Origin of the sequence: Lelliottia sp., assembly GCF_045627565.1 — a bacterium.
Lineage (GTDB): Bacteria > Pseudomonadota > Gammaproteobacteria > Enterobacterales > Enterobacteriaceae > Enterobacter.
In genome coordinates this window covers 351,348-367,466 of the sequence record NZ_JAZQNX010000008.1, presented here as the reverse complement: position 1 = coordinate 367,466, position 16,119 = coordinate 351,348, and the positions used below count along the sequence as shown (strand labels likewise).

The window sequence follows — 16,119 nt, the reverse complement described above, 5'->3', positions numbered from 1 at the left end:
GAAAGCTTACCACATTCCTTTTTCAGGCTATGTCTATTTCCCAGCCACTCCGACACGCCTCGAAAAGTTGATCGGGTAATCGCGACAGAGTGACCCGATTTGCCCCCTGCCAACTGGCGAAATGGTTAAGTGCGGAGAAAAGCCCTTTTTCCAGCGCTGAACTGACTCTGACGCCCTCTTCCAGATACAACGCAATCACTTCCAGTACGCCTGTTTTTCGGTGCATTTTGGCATCCATACGCCCCACCAGTTGGCCTTTATGCAGCAGCGGTAGAACAAAGTAGCCATACTGACGCTTTGGCGCGGGAGTGTAGCATTCAAGACGATACGTAAAACCAAACAGTTGTTCGGCGCGCTTGCGGTCCCAGACGATAGGATCAAACGGTGATAATACGGTACTGTGTGACGCGCTCAACTTCCCGTCCAGAGCCAGAGGCAGGAGCGGTAATAAATCCGCATGTAGCCACATTTCACCCAACGTTTCTACGTCCACCTGCACCACTCGCTGGTTTTCTTGCCAGCGTTCAAGCGTCGATTTCAGGGCCGGTTGACGAAGGCGATAGTAATCCGCCAGCCACTGCATGCGGTAAATGCCTAAACTACGGGCGCTATTGTCCAGCATGATGGCCTCTGCCGCTGTTTGATCGAGCAGATCGCGCGCATCATCCCAGTGAGGCATCACGCGATGAGTGAGATCGTAAACTCGCTGGAAATTACGCCGCTCAACTACCATGACTTTTCCAGACGTAAAAAGCCCTTCGAGATGCCGTTTATGCGGCTTCCACTCCCACCAACCGCTTGTGCCTTTGCGGGGATGTTCAAAATCTGCTGAGCGGACCGGGCCGTTTTCGTGAATGTGCTCGATGAGTTGTTCGATCTCATCCGCATTTTCGTGCATCCACTCCTGACGATACTTCCAGCCCATTTTTTCTGGCGCCAGCATCCGGTGGCGGACCAGACCAAAATCACTTCGCGGCAGAAAACATGCCTCATGAGCCCAATATTCCATGAGCTCTCCCCGACTCAGCGCGTCATCAAGCCAGTGGGAAGGATAATCTCCCAGGCGACTAAAAAGGACGAGATAAGGGCTGCGAGCAACAATGTTGATCGTATCGATTTGCAACAGCGACATACGCTGAACAGTAGAGAGAATATCCGAGGGTTGCGCACGGCGACGGGGCTTCTTTAAAAGGCCCTGTGCGGCAAGGTGCAGATTACGGGCTGCCTGGAGCGAGAGGTGCGGTAAGGGCATGCGTTTTCCTGTTCGTCATCGCGCTACCAGAACCGTATGTGCTTAACGCACCAGCGACATCAGTTCCTGGAGCAAGAGTTCTGGCTTTTCACCGCTGAGTTCAGCATCCACCGGAAGATACCACCAGTTAGGTTTTGCGAAAGCGCGGCATTTAACTGCATCTTTCTCGGTCATGATCAGGTTTTGGTTAACGGTCACCAGCGGGTCAACATCCACAAGGCTAAGTGCCTGATGATCGGCAAGAGGAATCCTGGCTTCAAGATGGGCACCACATTGCTCCAGCGTCGCAAAGAAACGAGGTGGATGGCCGATTCCTGCCATCGCCACCAGGGCGGGCAGTTGCGAAACCTCCCGCCTTTCTCCGGTCAGTAGATTCACGGCCTGACTGGGGATTAATCGCATCGGAATTTCACCTGGCAGCGCTTCACCGCCGTTGACGATGACAGCGTCGACCGTGCGCAGTCGCGACGCTCGTTCGCGCATCGGACCCGCGGGTAACCACCAGCCATTACCGAAACGACGCACGCCGTCAATAACCACGATTTCTTTGTCACGTGCGAGAGCATAATGCTGCAAGCCATCGTCCGTGATGACGATGTCAACCGGGTTTGCGGCCAGCAACGCCTGAACGGCTTCGCTCCGATTTGGTGAAACAGCAACCGGAGCCCCGGTTCGCTGAAAGATAAGTACAGGCTCGTCGCCCGCTTGTTCCGTTGTGGTCTGGGATGTCAGCAGCAGAGGATAACTTTCCGCTTTTCCACCATAGCCCCGTGACACAACGCCAGCTTGAATACCCCGCTGAGAAAGTTGTTCCACCAGCCAAATGACCACGGGTGTTTTACCATTCCCCCCGGCCGTGAGATTGCCGACGACAACAACGGGTACCGGTGCACGCCACGAACGTTTAATGCCAATTCGGTAGCAAAGACGGATGATGCCGCTCACCAGGCCATACAGCCAGGAAAGCGGCAATAGCAGCAGCCACAGAGGTGATTCTCCGGACCAGATGCGTGCAATCATGCGCCAAACTGCATTTTATGAAGCTGCGCATAGACGCCGCGTTGCTCGATAAGATCCGCATGGCTTCCACGCTCGACGATCAAGCCATCTTCCACCACGACGATTTCATCCGCTTGCTCGATCGTGGACAAGCGGTGTGCAATCACCAGCGATGTGCGGTTTTTCTGCAGTTCATCCAGCGCCGACTGAATCGCGCGCTCAGACTCGGTATCCAGCGCAGAGGTTGCTTCATCCAGAATCAGAATCGGACTGTCGCGCAACAACGCGCGAGCTATCGCGATTCGCTGACGCTGACCGCCTGAAAGCAGCACGCCGTTCTCGCCGATAATGGTGTCGAGACCGTTATCCATCTTGTTGATGAAGTCCATCGCATAAGCCATACGCGCCGCATTTTCGATTGCTTCACGGCTGTACTCTTCCGTACGTGCATAAGCGATGTTATTGGCTACCGTATCGTTGAACAGATGGACGTTTTGAGAGACCAGCGCCACCTGATTACGCAGCGACTGAAGCGTGTACTCTCTCAGGTCATGACCGTCCAGCAGAATTTCACCTTCATCGATATCATAGAAACGGGTCATCAGGCTGGCAATCGTCGATTTACCTGATCCTGAACGTCCGACAAGCGCAACTGTTTTACCTGCTGGAATGCTCAGGTTGATATTGCGCAAGGCAGGGACTTCGCGGCCAGGATAAGTGAAGGTCACATTGCGGAACTCCACATCACCGTGAGCGCGTTCGATAACACGTTTGCCTTCGTCTTTTTCTTGTTCGGAGTCCAGAATACTGAACAGCGTCTGACATGCCGCCATACCGCGCTGGAACTGGGCATTAACGTTGGTCAATGATTTCAGCGGGCGCATCAGAGCAATCATCGATGAGAACACCACAGTTATCGTGCCCGCAGTTAATGTCTCCATAACGCTTGGGAAGCTGGCAGCATAAAGAACAAATGCCAGAGCCAGAGAGGCAATCAGCTGAATGATCGGATCCGAGATTGAAGAGGCTGAAACCAGCTTCATCCCCTGTAAACGCATTTTGTTGCTGACCTTGTCAAAGCGTTTAGTTTCAACATCCTGCCCACCAAAGATTAATACCTCTTTGTGGCCTTTCAGCATTTGTTCGGCACTGGTCGTCACCTGCCCCATCGTATTCTGCATATTCTTACTGATGCTACGAAAACGCTTTGATACGACGCGAATAGCGATTGAAACAATGGGTGCCAGGACGATTAGGATGATCGACAACTGCCAGCTGTAATAGAACATCAAAACGAAGAGGCCGATAATCGAGGCCCCTTCACGTACGACGGTAATCAGCGCACTTGAAGATGACGACGCCACTTGCTCGGAATCATAAGTGATACGCGACAGTAAGGTGCCGGTAGATTGCTTATCGAAGAAAGCAACGGGCATCCCCATCATGTGGCTGAACAGCCGACGACGCATGGTCATCACCACTTTGCCCGATACCCACGAGATGCAGTAGCTAGAGACATAGCTGGTCACGCCGCGAAGGATCATCAGCCCGATAACCACCAGAGGCATCCACAGCAACACTGAGCGATCCGTTTTACCAAAACCGTCGTCCAGTAACGGTTTAAGGAGCGATAGCATAAAGGTATCGCTTGCTGCGTTGAGGATTAATGCGACACCCGCCACGATCAGACCTGTTTTAAAGGGTGCAATCATCGGCCAGAGTCGGCGGAAGGTCTGCCACGTGGAGAGATCTTTGTCGTTATGCATTCAAAAAACCAGCATTTGTTGAAATAGCCGCATATTCTACCCGTTATCTACGGGCACGCCAAACCACTGATGATACCAACGCGGTAAAATTTGATCTCGTAAGCGGCGGATTTGCCAACCCTGAGATGAAAAACTAACTGAGATTTGCCCATACTGAGGTGTATCGAACCAAGAGTAGCCTTCCTGTTTGTAACGTTTAACCACTTTGAAAGACGGAAATCGCCAGGTGTTGTAACGCGCCGCCGAGGCTAACGCAATTTTCCCTCCAACACGCTGTACCAGCGCCTGAGACGAAGACGTATTACTGCCATGATGTGGCACCTGGATAAGTGTAGACGCTAGAAACTGCCAGTGGTGACTAAGCATCGCTAACTCGGCCTTTGCTTCAATATCGCCCGTTAACAATGCACTGTGCTTACCATCATCGATTTTCACCACGCATGAACGATTATTACCTAACGCCTGGTACTCTCTCGGCGGCCAGTGAACCGTAAAGGTCAAGCCTTGCCACTGCCAGTGTTGCCCCTTGAAACAGGGCTGATGATTGGCCCAACCTAGCGGGCTTCTTACCCACATCATTGGCCACACCTCACGTAATGAATTCAACCCACCGATATGATCGCTATGTTCATGGCTAATGATGACCCCTTCAGGTGTCAGATGGTGCCAGCGCAGCCAGGGAATAATGTGCTGCTTCGCACTGTCTCCGCCCGGCCAGGCCAACCCGGTATCGTACAAAATGGCCCTGCCATTATGCTCGATGACCATTGCCAGCCCCTGCCCAATATCCAGCATATGGACCGTCCAACCTTCTGATTTCACAGGGCGCCACAACAGATACGTGAGCAACACACTGCTGACAATACTTATCGCAGGAGCCGATACCCAGGCCCGAAATCGCCAGCCAATAATTGCGAGCCATGGCAAGAGCGTGACCGGTAGCCAGCGTTCATCAATATCTATCCAGCCATCCGGTAGCCCTTTCAGCAGCCAGAAGAGAACAGCCAGAGATTTATCCGCTAACAGCCAAACACACTCCTCGAACAGAGGTAAGGGACAAAGGTGTAACAGCATTCCCGCCAGGATCAGCGGTACTGAAATAAACGTCACCAGCGGGACGGCAAAAATATTGGCGACTAACGATGAAATGCTCATCCCGTGAAAAATACTGACCTGTAGCGGTAACAGTAAAAACAGCATCCCCAATTGCAAATGCAGCAGAGTGATCAAGGGTTTTATCCACCGCGGATAGCCCCCTTCCGGCAAAGGCAGCCACTGATACCAAAAAATAAGCGCGACGACGGCAAAGGCGGAAAGCGCGAGGCTTTGTGAAAGGACCGCCAGAGGGTCGACAATAAGAATTGCCGCTACACAGGATAACCACACCTGCCACGGAGACCACTGACGACCGCTGAAACGGAGTGATGCCAGTGCAATGAGCGAAACGACGGTGCGTAGCGCTGGCGGCTGCATACCAGTGAGCCACGCATAGAACGCAGCGAAACAGACGCCTGCCAGAAGTGGCATGCGCCATCCCGCCCAGCGACACGGAAGGAAGAACTGGATGCCTCGCACGATAAGCCATACGATTGATGCCGCAAAGGCAATGTGTAAACCGGAAATCGCCATCAGGTGTAACGTACCCGTTTCCCGCATCAAGTTTTTGATCTCAGGAGAGATCGCTAATCGTTCCCCCATTCCGAGCCCGAGAATGACTGAACCCCATGAGTAAGGCGCTAAAGCTGAAGTGAGCGAAGAAAGATAGCGAGCCCGTAAGCTGCAGGTGAGATCTACTGCTTCTGCATGGGTGAAGCGCCCGCTCAGCGGCTGATGCATGCTTAGCGCATAGCGCTGTGAATCGAATCCCCCATCATTGAGTTCACCGTGAACAGTGCGAAGGCGTAACGTCATGGCCCACCGCTGTCCCGCGCATGATGGTTGCGGTAAATAGTTACCGTATAGAGTGACGCCTGTTGTTGAAAACCAGGGTTTTCCGTTGAGGCTCACGATTCGCCCTTGATGAGTAGTTGCGCCATCGGTCCATGTAATCACCACCTCAGCTTGCTGCGGCCCTGCCGTTAAATGCTGCATAGGCCAAACGGATTCAAGAGCGGCTAACACGCCCCACGCAAAGAAAATCATCCACAAACCGACATAGCGTAGCCATCTCAACCGCTGGAATCCCAGTAAAGTCCCAGTGGCGACACAAACCCAGGTCGTCCAAATATCGGGAAGTGAAGGCAACCACAACAGCGGTAATATCGCTGTTATCAGACATGCACTTATCGCTGGAATACCCATAACACCTCCCTGTTCAGGACAGTGTGGTACGGTAATAGTGCAAAGTCAGCCTGGAAAAGGAGAAAATACGCGCAGTGCAGAAGGGGTTGTTTCAGTTTGCAGTAACGACAAAGGGTACTTGCGAAGCGGCTTCAGGTTTATAGCTAAACCCATAAAAAAAGCACCCGAAGGTGCTTTCATTAGATAACCCAGTTTTGCCCGCAGGCAAACTCAGTTTCCGTAAATATTGGCGCGATCGCGCAGTTCTTTACCAGGTTTAAAGTGCGGAACATATTTGCCTTCCAGATCCACTTTATCGCCAGTCTTCGGGTTACGCCCGGTTCGTGGTGCACGATAGTGCAGAGAGAAACTACCGAAACCGCGGATTTCAATGCGCTCGCCCTGTGCAAGAGTCGAGGCCATATGCTCCAGCATCTCTTTAACTGCATCTTCCACTGCTTTTGCAGGAATGTGCGATTGCTGGCTGGCAAGTCTTTCAATCAATTCTGACTTGGTCATGATTCCTCCGGTTCCTTCAAACCATTTAGCTGAACAGCTTATTAAACAAGGGCGGCCGTAGCCGCCCTTTGTTATTGATTACAGGACGAATCCAGCAATCTGTCAAGTCTGCTCGTCATCCTTCGAGATGTAACAGAGTTACATCTCAGTAAGATGCAGAGAACTTGATATTACTCGCCTTTAGCTGCTTTGAAAGCTTCAGCCATTGCGTTGTTGGAGAAACCAGCATCTTCCTGTTTGTTAACAGTTGCGATTGCATCTTTCTCATCAGCTTCGTCTTTAGCACGAACAGACAGGCTGATTGCACGGTTCTTACGGTCAACACCGGTGAACTTAGCTTCAACATCGTCGCCAACGTTCAGAACCAGAGTCGCATCTTCAACGCGGTCACGTGAAGCTTCAGAAGCGCGCAGGTAACCTTCAACGCCGTCAGCCAGCTCTACGGTTGCGCCTTTAGCGTCAACTGCAGTCACTTTACCGTTTACGATTGCGCCTTTCTTGTTCACAGCAACCCAGTTGTTGAACGGATCTTCTGCGAGCTGTTTAACGCCCAGAGAGATACGCTCACGTTCTGCGTCAACTTGCAGAACAACCGCTGCAATTTCGTCGCCTTTTTTGTATTCACGAACTGCTTCTTCGCCTGTAGCGTTCCAGGAGATGTCAGACAGGTGAACCAGGCCATCGATGCCGCCGTCCAGGCCGATGAAGATACCGAAGTCAGTGATAGACTTGATTTTACCTTCAACACGGTCGCCCTTGTTGTGGGTTTCCGCGAACTGCTGCCATGGGTTGTTTTTGCACTGTTTCAGGCCCAGGGAGATACGACGACGTTCTTCGTCGATATCCAGAACCATAACTTCCACTACATCACCAACGTTAACAACTTTGGATGGGTGGATGTTTTTGTTGGTCCAATCCATTTCGGAAACGTGAACCAGGCCTTCAACGCCTTCTTCGATTTCAACGAAGCAGCCATAGTCAGTCAGGTTGGTAACGCGACCAGTCAGTTTAGTACCTTCTGGGTAACGTTTAGCGATAGCGACCCATGGATCTTCGCCAAGCTGTTTCAGACCCAGGGAAACACGGGTACGCTCGCGGTCGAACTTCAGCACTTTAACAGTGATTTCATCGCCAACGTTTACGATTTCGCTTGGATGCTTAACGCGTTTCCACGCCATGTCGGTGATGTGCAACAGGCCATCAACGCCACCCAGATCAACGAATGCGCCGTAGTCAGTGAGGTTCTTAACGATACCTTTGACTTCCATGCCTTCCTGCAGGTTTTCCAGCAGCTGATCGCGCTCTGCGCTGTTCTCGGATTCGATAACTGCACGACGAGAAACAACAACGTTGTTACGCTTCTGGTCCAGCTTGATGACTTTGAACTCGAGCTCTTTGCCTTCGAGGTGCAGAGTATCGCGAACAGGACGAACGTCTACCAGTGAACCTGGCAGGAACGCGCGAATACCGTTCAGCTCAACAGTGAAGCCACCTTTAACTTTGCCGTTGATAACACCGACGACAGTTTCAGCTTCTTCGTAAGCTTTTTCCAGCGTGATCCAAGCTTCGTGACGTTTAGCTTTCTCACGGGACAGCAGAGTTTCACCGAAGCCGTCTTCTACTGCATCCAGTGCAACGTCAACTTCGTCACCCACCTGGATTTCCAGCTCGCCCTGGGCGTTTTTGAACTGCTCTGCCGGAATGGCAGACTCAGATTTCAGACCGGCGTCAACCAGTACGATATCTTTGTCGATAGCAACAACAACACCACGAACGATGGAACCCGGACGGGTTTCGATTGTTTTTAAGGATTCTTCAAATAGTTGAGCAAAAGATTCAGTCATGTTTAATCTTCAGGTTAATATAACGTCCACCTGGCTCCGTGCCGGATGGGGTTGTTTCACATACCCGCCGTCAATCCATTGCAGCGGGGGTACTACCAATTCTGTCGCAGTTAAGCGAGTGCCAATTTCTGGCGCGCATATTGTAACGCTTTTTCAATCACTTGCTCAATAGTTAAACTGGTCGAATCCAGAACTAAGGCATCTTCTGCCGGAACAAGCGGTGCTACAGCGCGGTTACGATCGCGGTCGTCGCGCTCTTTTATCTCGGATAAAAGGCGATCAAAGTTAACACTAAACCCCTTTTCCTGCAACTGAAGCATGCGGCGTTGCGCGCGTTCTTCCGATGAGGCGTCCAGGAAAATTTTAACAGGCGCATCGGGGAAGACCACTGTGCCCATGTCACGGCCATCGGCAATGAGCCCCGGCGCTTCACGGAATGCCCGCTGGCGACGCAACAGCGCCTCTCGAACACGTGGGAAGGCAGCGACCTGTGAAGCCGCATTCGCCACTTCCTGGGTGCGGATTTCACCGCTCACGTCTTCGCCTTCAAGAATGACTTCAAGGTTGCCATGTGTAGAGATAAAACGTACGTCCAGATGCGCAGCCAGAGGCACCAGCGCTTCTTCAGAGGCTACATCGACATGGTGATGTAACGCCGCTAAAGCCAGTACGCGATAGATTGCTCCCGAGTCTAAAAGATGCCATTGCAATGCTTCTGCCATCGCTTTACACAGAGTCCCTTTCCCTGCGCCACTTGGCCCATCAATAGTGATTACCGGGGCAACTGCCGTCATCTTTTTCTCCTTCATTAAGGCATACCGTTAACATGAACGCCGCGCATTATACGCGCCAAAGCAGGCAACTGTTATCTTTGCATGCAAATTACGGAATTAATGAAGCAGAGTGTAGAAGAAATGGGCGGGAACACCGTCAGGAAGCGTAAGTCTTTGCCGCATCCGAAGATGCGGCAGGGATTTATCAAGCAAGAGTACTGATGCGTGCGAGCTGTTCGAAATAATCCGGGAAGGTTTTGGCGGTGCATTTCGGATCGAGAATCGTCACTGGCGTGTCGGATAACGCCACCAGCGAGAAGCACATCGCCATGCGGTGATCGTTGTAGGTGCCTATCTCTGCGACCTGCAGTTTTGCAGGAGGCGTGATGCGAATATAATCTTCGCCCTCCTCTACCTGTGCCCCGACTTTACGCAGCTCAGTCGCCATCGCAAACAAACGGTCCGTTTCTTTGACGCGCCAGTTGTAAATATTTCGAAGCGTTGTTGTTCCTTTGGCAAACAGCGCCGCCGTCGCAATGGTCATTGCCGCATCCGGAATATGGTTCATGTCCATATCAACCGCATTGAGCTCACCTTGCGTACAGGAGATGAAATCATCGCCCCAGGTCACCACCGCGCCCATTTTTTCCAGCACATCGGCAAAGCGAATATCGCCCTGCACGCTGTTACGCCCGATTCCCGTAACTTTAACCGTGCCGCCTTTAATCGCACCTGCGGCCAGGAAATAGGACGCTGAAGATGCATCGCCTTCAACGAGATAATTGCCCGGAGATTGATATTGCTGCGCACCGCGAACCACAAAGCGCTGATACGCCTGGTTTTCGACCTCAACGCCAAACGTTTTCATCAGATGCAATGTGATATCGATATAAGGTTTAGACACCAGATCGCCTTTGATGCTAATCACCGTATCCTGCGGGGCCAGAGGCGCAGTCATTAAAAGCGCGGTCAGGAATTGACTGGATACGCTGCCGTCGACTTCCACATTGCCGCCGGTAAACCCACCGCGTAAACGTACTGGCGGATAGTTTTTCTGCTCAAGGTAGTCAATCTGCGCGCCGCCCTGACGCAGCGCGTCGACCAGATGGCCAATCGGACGCTCTTTCATGCGCGGTTCACCGGTCAGCACGATATCGTTACTTCCCAGACACAACGCAGCTGCCAGCGGGCGCATCGCCGTTCCCGCGTTACCTAAAAACAACTCCAGTTCGGTAGCCGATTTGAGCGCGCCGCCGTTACCCACGACTTCGCAGCGGGTACGATCGGCAGACAGCGTGAACTGAACACCCAACGCCTTCAGCGCATTGAGCATATGGCGAACGTCATCACTATCCAGCAAGTTAGTAAGAACAGTGGTGCCGTTTGCCAAAGCGGCCAGCAGCAGCGCGCGGTTCGAGACACTTTTTGAGCCAGGCAGATTAATGGTGCCATCAACTCGCGCGATAGGTTGTAACGTCAGGGATTCCATGAAGCTTAACTCTCAACTCGACATAATAAAAAACCCCGCAGCGACGCTACGGGGTGAACATAGCGCGATTAACCGTGGCGACGTTCGAAGTCGACCATAAAATCGGTCAGCGCGTTGACGCCTTCAAGAGGCATCGCATTGTAGATAGAAGCACGCATGCCGCCCACGACGCGGTGGCCTTTTAGCGCATGCAAACCTGCGGCGAAAGACTCTTCAAGGAAGACTTTATCCAGATTGCTGTCCGCAAGCTGGAACGGCACGTTCATGCGCGAGCGGTTGGCTTTCGCGACATCGTTACGATAGAAGTCACTGCCATCAATTGTGCTGTAAAGCAGCTCGGCTTTTTGCTGATTGATCTTGTCCATCTGCGCCACGCCACCGTTTTTCTTGAGCCATTTAAAAACAAGGCCAGAAAGATACCAGGCGAACGTCGGCGGGGTGTTGAACATCGAGTCGTTATCGTTCAGCACGGTGTAATCGAGAATGGAAGGACACGCCTTATGCGCTTTACCTAAAAGATCTTCACGCACAATTACCAACGTCAAGCCAGCCGGACCAATGTTTTTTTGCGCACCCGCATAGATGACGCCGTAGCGGCTTACGTCCAGCGGACCGGAGAGAATGGTGGAAGAAAGATCCGCAGTGACCACCACATCATTGCCAAAGTTTGGCTCTTCATGAATGGCGATACCATCGATCGTTTCATTCGGGCAGTAGTGCAGATACGCGGCATTGTCGGATAGCTGCCACTCGCTCATGGGTTTAACTGCGCGCAAGCCATCAACCGTCACTTTGGCATCGATCACATTGGGTGTGCAGTATTTATGCGCTTCTTTGACCGCACTGGCAGCCCAGTAACCGGCATCGACATAATCTGCGACCGTTTTGTCGCCCAACAGATTTAACGGAATTCCTGCAAACTGACCACGACCGCCGCCATGACAGAACAATACTTTGTAGTTCGAGGGAATATTCAGCAGATCGCGAAAATCCTTTTCTGCCTCTTCCGCCACGTGGATAAATTCTTTACCACGGTGGCTAATTTCCATCACCGATGTACCAAGGCCCTGCCAGTCGCAAAGCTCCTGCTGGGCTTGTTTAAGTACATCTACCGGTAACATTGCCGGACCTGAACTGAAATTGAAGACCTGAGCCATTTACCCTCACCACGCTAAAAGCACTAAGTTATAACTGTGGATATCGGTTTTATCATTCAGTGACACGCGCCGCAATGTCTAAAACTTCTGACCCGGAAAATGTATCCACCGTCACACAAAACATTCTGCCATCACATAGGCACAAAACCGACAAAATGGCTGTCAGGTGATACGTTTAGCCCTGCTAACCTTCGTCCATTCTGGATGCGCACAGCGGGGACATAATTGATGTTCCCCCGCCTGCATGGTGACAACATGGCTACAACGTATACAGGCATACTCGCCTGATTCTGGCACGACCATAAATCGCTTCACGCATTCATCGGGCAAAATACACAGGCCCGGCTTCACCTCGTCGTCATCGTAGTAATACACGCTGATCTGGCCGTTGGTTTCCATAATAGCCAGTCGTACTTGCCCCAACTGCTCCACGCTGTTGAGGCGTAACTCCATGAAAAACTCAAATTCTGTCATGTTTGCGCTGCGGACTTTCTCCCAGGCGAGCTGCCCCTCTTGCACAATCACCACCGGTTTACCTTCCAGTAAATCCTCAAGTTTTTCACTTTTCGACATCAACCACATCACCAGGCGATACAGCAACGCCAGCGTGACAAAAACGATCAACACCGGGATCATCGGTACGTCATCGTAAAAGGCAACGTCCCCAGCCGCCGAGCCGAGGGTAAGGATGATTAATACTTCAAATAACGACATCTGCCGTACGCCGCGGCGGCCCGTAATCTTGAGAAACAAAAAAACCAATATAAAGGTATAGAGGCTGCGAAGAGCCACTTCCCCTAAAAACTCTAACGGAACTTTGTCGAATGCCATCCGTTGAAGATCAAACGCTTTCATTTTTTCTATGCCTTAACAGTGAGTTACTGCCTGTAAGCATAGTCCAGCCTTTTATTTTCGCCGTATCCTTCGCGAAGATAGCGCCAGTCACGCAAAACCCGTATCATTGCGCGCTTACCGTACGATAAAAGTGATAGCCATGACTCAAACATTCATCCCCGGCAAAGACGCCGCTCTGGAAGATTCCATCGCTCGCTTCCAGCAAAAACTGACCGACCTGGGCTTTAATATCGAAGAAGCCTCCTGGCTCAACCCAGTTCCGCACGTCTGGTCTGTTCATATTCGTGATACCGATTGCGCGCTGTGCTTTACCAACGGTAAAGGTGCCACCAAAAAAGCGGCTTTGGCTTCTGCGCTGGGTGAGTATTTTGAGCGTCTGTCCACAAACTATTTCTTTGCGGATTTCTGGCTGGGCGACACGATCGCAAACGGCCCGTTCGTGCATTACCCGAATGAAAAATGGTTCCCGCTGACGGAAGACGATGAATTGCCAGACGGCATTCTGGATACGCGCCTGCGTGCATTTTACGATCCTGACAACGAACTGACCGCCGGTATGCTGATCGATCTGCAATCCGGTAATGACGAGCGAGGTATTTGCGCCCTGCCGTTTACCCGTCAGTCTGATGAACAAACCGTCTACATTCCGATGAACATCGTCGGTAACCTGTATGTTTCCAACGGTATGTCTGCTGGTAACACCCGCAACGAAGCTCGCGTTCAGGGTCTTTCTGAAGTGTTTGAGCGCCATATCAAAAATCGCATTATTGCGGAATCCATCAGCCTGCCGGAAATCCCGAGCGACGTGCTGGCGCGCTATCCGGGCGTGGTGGAATCCATCGCTAAACTGGAAGCCGAAGGTTTCCCGATCTTTGCGTACGACGGTTCACTGGGCGGTAAATACCCGGTTATCTGCGTGGTGCTGTTCAACCCAGCTAACGGGACGTGTTTCGCCTCATTTGGCGCGCACCCTGATTTTGGCGTAGCGCTGGAACGTACCGTGACCGAGCTGCTGCAAGGCCGCAGCCTGAAAGATCTGGACGTGTTTACGCCACCGACCTTTGATGATGAAGAAGTGGGCGAACACACTAATCTGGAAACTCACTTCATTGATTCCAGCGGTTTGATCTCCTGGGACATGTTCAAACAGGACGCTGACTACCCGTTTGTGGACTGGAATTTCTCCGGCACAACCGAAGAAGAGTTCGCCACGCTAATGGCCATCTTCAAAGCCGAAGATAAAGAAGTGTACATCGCCGATTACGAACACCTGAGCGTTTACGCCTGCCGTATTCTGGTTCCTGGCATGTCTGATATTTATCCAGCAGAAGATTTGTGGCTGGCAAATAACGCAATGGGCAGCCATCTTCGCGAAACCTTGCTCGCCTTGCCGGGCAGTGAATGGGAAAAAGAAGAGTATTTGAACCTGATTGCCCAAATGGACGATGAAGGTCACGATGATATGACTCGCGTGCGCGAGTTGCTGGGTCTGGCGACCGGTAAAGACACTGGCTGGTACACGCTGCGTATTGGCGAACTGAAAGCAATGCTGGCGCTGGCCGGTGGCGATCTGGATCAGGCTTTGGCCTGGACCGAGTGGACCATTGAGTACAACCAGTCTGTATTCAGCGCTGAGCGTGCAAATTATTACCGCTGCCTGCAAACCTTGTTGCTGCTCTCTCAGGAAGAAGATCGCCAGCCGCTGCAATATTTGAACGCGTTCGTGCGTATGTATGGTGCTGATGCCGTTGAAGCTGCAAGTGCCGCCCTGAGCGGTGAAGCGCCATTCTATGGCCTTCAGCCTGTCGACAGCGACCTCAAAGCGTTCCCGGCACATCAGTCTCTGCTGAAAGCGTATGAAAAACTGCAGCGTGCGAAAGTCGCTTACTGGTCAAAATAAGCGCACATAACACCATAGACTGTAGGCGTATCTTATCCGCTGAGCTATATTACGGGGCAATTTCATTGCCCCGTTTTTTATATTTATTCGCAATGAATTTTAATTGTAATAATAACGTTAATCACAGGTAAATATAATTAAGTTTACTTGCGTTTTACTGTTACTTTTTAGGGCAATTACTCCATTTTAATTAACTGCCATCGGGAGCCTTCAGGAAATAATTCAACTCTTTTCATAACTTTTAAAATTTATTTTTATACGGATAATCAAAAACTTACGCCGCAATCGTAGCAAAACCACACGCTTTGCGGGCCTATAAGCCAGGCGAGATATGATCTATATCAATTTCTCTTCTATAATGCTTTGTTAGTATCTCGTCGCCGACTTAATAAAGAGAGAGTTAGTGTGAAAGCTGACAACCCTTTTGATCTAATACTCCCAGCAGCGATGGCCAAAGTGGCCGAAGAAGCGGGTGTCTATAAAGCAACAAAGCACCCGATGACGACGTTCTATCTGGCGATTACCGCTGGTATGTTCATCTCCATCGCATTTGTCTTCTACATCACTGCGACCACCGGTACTGCTGCGATGCCTTTCGGTATTGCAAAATTAATTGGCGGTATCTGTTTCTCACTGGGTTTGATTCTGTGCGTCATCTGTGGCGCTGATCTCTTTACCTCAACAGTCCTTATCGTTGTGGCAAAAGCGAGCGGAAGAATCACCTGGGGCCAACTGGCGCGCAACTGGCTCAACGTCTACGTTGGCAACCTGATTGGCTGTTTGCTCTTTGTTCTGCTCATGTGGTTGTCTGGCGAGTACATGGCCGCCAACGGTGGCTGGGGGCTTAACGTCCTTCAAACCGCCGACCACAAAATGCATCACACATTCATTGAAGCCGTCGCTCTGGGTATCCTCGCAAACCTGATGGTGTGCCTGGCTGTCTGGATGAGCTACTCCGGACGTAGCCTGATGGACAAAGCCATGATTATGGTTCTGCCCGTCGCCATGTTCGTCGCCAGCGGCTTTGAACACAGCATCGCAAACATGTTTATGATCCCGATGGGGATCGTCATCCGCAACTTTGCGAGCCCGGAGTTCTGGACCGCTGTTGGTTCAAGCCCGGAAAGTTTCTCTCACCTGACTATTATGAATTTCATCACAGATAATCTGATCCCAGTCACCATTGGGAATATTATCGGTGGGGGTCTGTTGGTTGGGTTGACATACTGGGTCATTTACCTGCGTGGCGACAATCATCATTGATGGTTTCTCAGGCAGTAAATAA

General features: G+C 51.4%; 12 protein-coding genes. 2 read left to right on the top strand and 10 right to left on the bottom strand.

The features are described 5' to 3' along the window. Window positions 1–22 precede the first annotated feature (22 nt). The 10 genes from ACKI5T_RS06505 to ACKI5T_RS06460 form a co-directional block, all read right to left on the bottom strand. Entirely contained in the window at window positions 23–1,252 is a 1,230-nt protein-coding gene (locus ACKI5T_RS06505) for a winged helix-turn-helix domain-containing protein (RefSeq protein WP_407436472.1), read from the bottom strand. 42 nt (window positions 1,253–1,294) lie between these two features. After that, the gene (lpxK, locus tag ACKI5T_RS06500) at window positions 1,295–2,272 is read right to left on the bottom strand and encodes a tetraacyldisaccharide 4'-kinase (protein ID WP_407436470.1); all 978 of its coding nucleotides are present in this window, start codon (window positions 2,270–2,272) and stop codon (window positions 1,295–1,297) included. Beyond that, window positions 2,269–4,017, bottom strand: coding sequence for a lipid A ABC transporter ATP-binding protein/permease MsbA (gene msbA / locus ACKI5T_RS06495; RefSeq protein ID WP_407436468.1), 1,749 nt, complete (start codon window positions 4,015–4,017; stop codon window positions 2,269–2,271). Before msbA ends, lpxK begins: the two co-directional genes overlap by 4 nt. A 36-nt stretch (window positions 4,018–4,053) precedes the next feature. Further along, window positions 4,054–6,318 (bottom strand): ComEC family protein, encoded by a 2,265-nt coding sequence (locus ACKI5T_RS06490; protein WP_407436466.1) that lies wholly within the window; start codon window positions 6,316–6,318, stop codon window positions 4,054–4,056. A gap of 210 nt (window positions 6,319–6,528) precedes the next feature. Then, window positions 6,529–6,816 (bottom strand): integration host factor subunit beta, encoded by a 288-nt coding sequence (gene ihfB / locus ACKI5T_RS06485; RefSeq protein WP_012016828.1) that lies wholly within the window; start codon window positions 6,814–6,816, stop codon window positions 6,529–6,531. A gap of 170 nt (window positions 6,817–6,986) precedes the next feature. Beyond that, window positions 6,987–8,660: a 30S ribosomal protein S1 gene (rpsA, locus tag ACKI5T_RS06480; protein WP_012016827.1), complete on the bottom strand. Its 1,674-nt coding sequence runs from the start codon at window positions 8,658–8,660 to the stop codon at window positions 6,987–6,989. Between the two features lie 110 nt (window positions 8,661–8,770). Then, a complete protein-coding gene (gene cmk, locus ACKI5T_RS06475) occupies window positions 8,771–9,454 on the bottom strand; it encodes a (d)CMP kinase (RefSeq protein WP_407436463.1) in 684 nt (227 codons plus the stop codon). 184 nt (window positions 9,455–9,638) lie between these two features. Further along, window positions 9,639–10,922 (bottom strand): 3-phosphoshikimate 1-carboxyvinyltransferase, encoded by a 1,284-nt coding sequence (aroA, locus tag ACKI5T_RS06470; RefSeq protein WP_407436461.1) that lies wholly within the window; start codon window positions 10,920–10,922, stop codon window positions 9,639–9,641. 68 nt (window positions 10,923–10,990) lie between these two features. Beyond that, window positions 10,991–12,079, bottom strand: a complete 1,089-nt coding sequence (gene serC / locus ACKI5T_RS06465; RefSeq protein ID WP_407436459.1) for a 3-phosphoserine/phosphohydroxythreonine transaminase — start codon at window positions 12,077–12,079, stop codon at window positions 10,991–10,993. A gap of 162 nt (window positions 12,080–12,241) precedes the next feature. Further along, window positions 12,242–12,934 carry a DUF421 domain-containing protein gene (locus tag ACKI5T_RS06460; protein ID WP_407436457.1) on the bottom strand — a complete coding sequence of 231 codons (693 nt, stop codon included), beginning with the start codon at window positions 12,932–12,934 and terminating at the stop codon, window positions 12,242–12,244. Between the two features lie 139 nt (window positions 12,935–13,073). Here ACKI5T_RS06460 and ycaO point away from each other — a divergent pair, with 139 nt between their 5' ends. Continuing rightward, window positions 13,074–14,834: a 30S ribosomal protein S12 methylthiotransferase accessory factor YcaO gene (gene ycaO, locus ACKI5T_RS06455; RefSeq protein ID WP_407436455.1), complete on the top strand. Its 1,761-nt coding sequence runs from the start codon at window positions 13,074–13,076 to the stop codon at window positions 14,832–14,834. A gap of 405 nt (window positions 14,835–15,239) precedes the next feature. Next, window positions 15,240–16,097, top strand: a complete 858-nt coding sequence (focA, locus tag ACKI5T_RS06450; RefSeq protein WP_407436453.1) for a formate transporter FocA — start codon at window positions 15,240–15,242, stop codon at window positions 16,095–16,097. Window positions 16,098–16,119: the final 22 nt, after the last annotated feature.

Bases quoted from the DNA above. Each gene is read 5' to 3' on its own strand.
- ACKI5T_RS06505 (WP_407436472.1), bottom strand. From the start codon at position 1,252: ATGCCCTTACCGCACCTCTCGCTCCAGGCAGCCCGTAATCTGCACCTT.
- lpxK (WP_407436470.1), bottom strand. From the start codon at position 2,272: ATGATTGCACGCATCTGGTCCGGAGAATCACCTCTGTGGCTGCTGCTA.
- msbA (WP_407436468.1), bottom strand. From the start codon at position 4,017: ATGCATAACGACAAAGATCTCTCCACGTGGCAGACCTTCCGCCGACTC.
- ACKI5T_RS06490 (WP_407436466.1), bottom strand. From the start codon at position 6,318: ATGGGTATTCCAGCGATAAGTGCATGTCTGATAACAGCGATATTACCG.
- ihfB (WP_012016828.1), bottom strand. From the start codon at position 6,816: ATGACCAAGTCAGAATTGATTGAAAGACTTGCCAGCCAGCAATCGCAC.
- rpsA (WP_012016827.1), bottom strand. From the start codon at position 8,660: ATGACTGAATCTTTTGCTCAACTATTTGAAGAATCCTTAAAAACAATC.
- cmk (WP_407436463.1), bottom strand. From the start codon at position 9,454: ATGACGGCAGTTGCCCCGGTAATCACTATTGATGGGCCAAGTGGCGCA.
- aroA (WP_407436461.1), bottom strand. From the start codon at position 10,922: ATGGAATCCCTGACGTTACAACCTATCGCGCGAGTTGATGGCACCATT.
- serC (WP_407436459.1), bottom strand. From the start codon at position 12,079: ATGGCTCAGGTCTTCAATTTCAGTTCAGGTCCGGCAATGTTACCGGTA.
- ACKI5T_RS06460 (WP_407436457.1), bottom strand. From the start codon at position 12,934: ATGAAAGCGTTTGATCTTCAACGGATGGCATTCGACAAAGTTCCGTTA.
- ycaO (WP_407436455.1), top strand. From the start codon at position 13,074: ATGACTCAAACATTCATCCCCGGCAAAGACGCCGCTCTGGAAGATTCC.